The organism is Burkholderia sp. MSMB1072, from assembly GCF_001524725.1.
GTDB lineage: Bacteria > Pseudomonadota > Gammaproteobacteria > Burkholderiales > Burkholderiaceae > Burkholderia.
In genome coordinates this window covers 1-553 of sequence record NZ_LOYC01000060.1, presented here as the reverse complement: position 1 = coordinate 553, position 553 = coordinate 1, and the positions used below count along the sequence as shown (strand labels likewise).

1 protein-coding gene and 1 pseudogene are annotated in these 553 nt (G+C 66.2%); both read right to left on the bottom strand.

Annotation, left to right across the window (positions count from 1 at the left end):
• Window positions 1-215 (bottom strand): efflux RND transporter permease subunit (locus WS89_RS28055; protein WP_156440620.1); only part of this gene is annotated, 215 nt, incomplete at its 3' end.
• Between the two features lie 15 nt (window positions 216-230).
• Window positions 231-553: pseudogene (locus WS89_RS28050) on the bottom strand (efflux transporter periplasmic adaptor subunit); the annotation flags it as partial.

The following is a 553-nucleotide window of genomic DNA, read 5'->3' as shown; positions in this document are numbered from 1 at the left end:
AGACCGCTCATCTGCTGCTCGATCACCTGCGTCACCGTGTCTTCCACCGTCTTCGCGGAAGCGCCCGGGTAGTTCGCCTGGATCTGGATCGTCGGCGGTGCGATCGTCGGATACTGCGCGATCGGCATCTTGAAGATCGATGCGACGCCGGCCAGCATCAGCACGATCGCGATCACCCACGCGAAGATCGGGCGATCGATAAAGAACTTGGCCATGAAACGGACTCCCTGTTATTGCGCGCTCGACGCGGCGGCCGAACTCGCTGCGGCATGGGCCGCGGTACTCGCCGGCGCGGCGCTTGCCGTCGTGGCGGATGCGGCGTCCGCCGCGGGAGCGAGCTGCGCGGGGACCGTCTTCACGGTCGCGCCCGGGCGTACCTTGTCGACGCCTTGCACGATCACGTGATCGCCCGCCTGCAGACCGCCTTCGACGATCCAGTTCTGGCCGTATGTGCCGGTCGTCGTCAACGGACGTGACTCGACCTTGTTGGCCGCGTTCACCACCATCGCGATCGCCTGGCCCTTCTGGTCGTGCGTGACGCCGATCTGCGGCA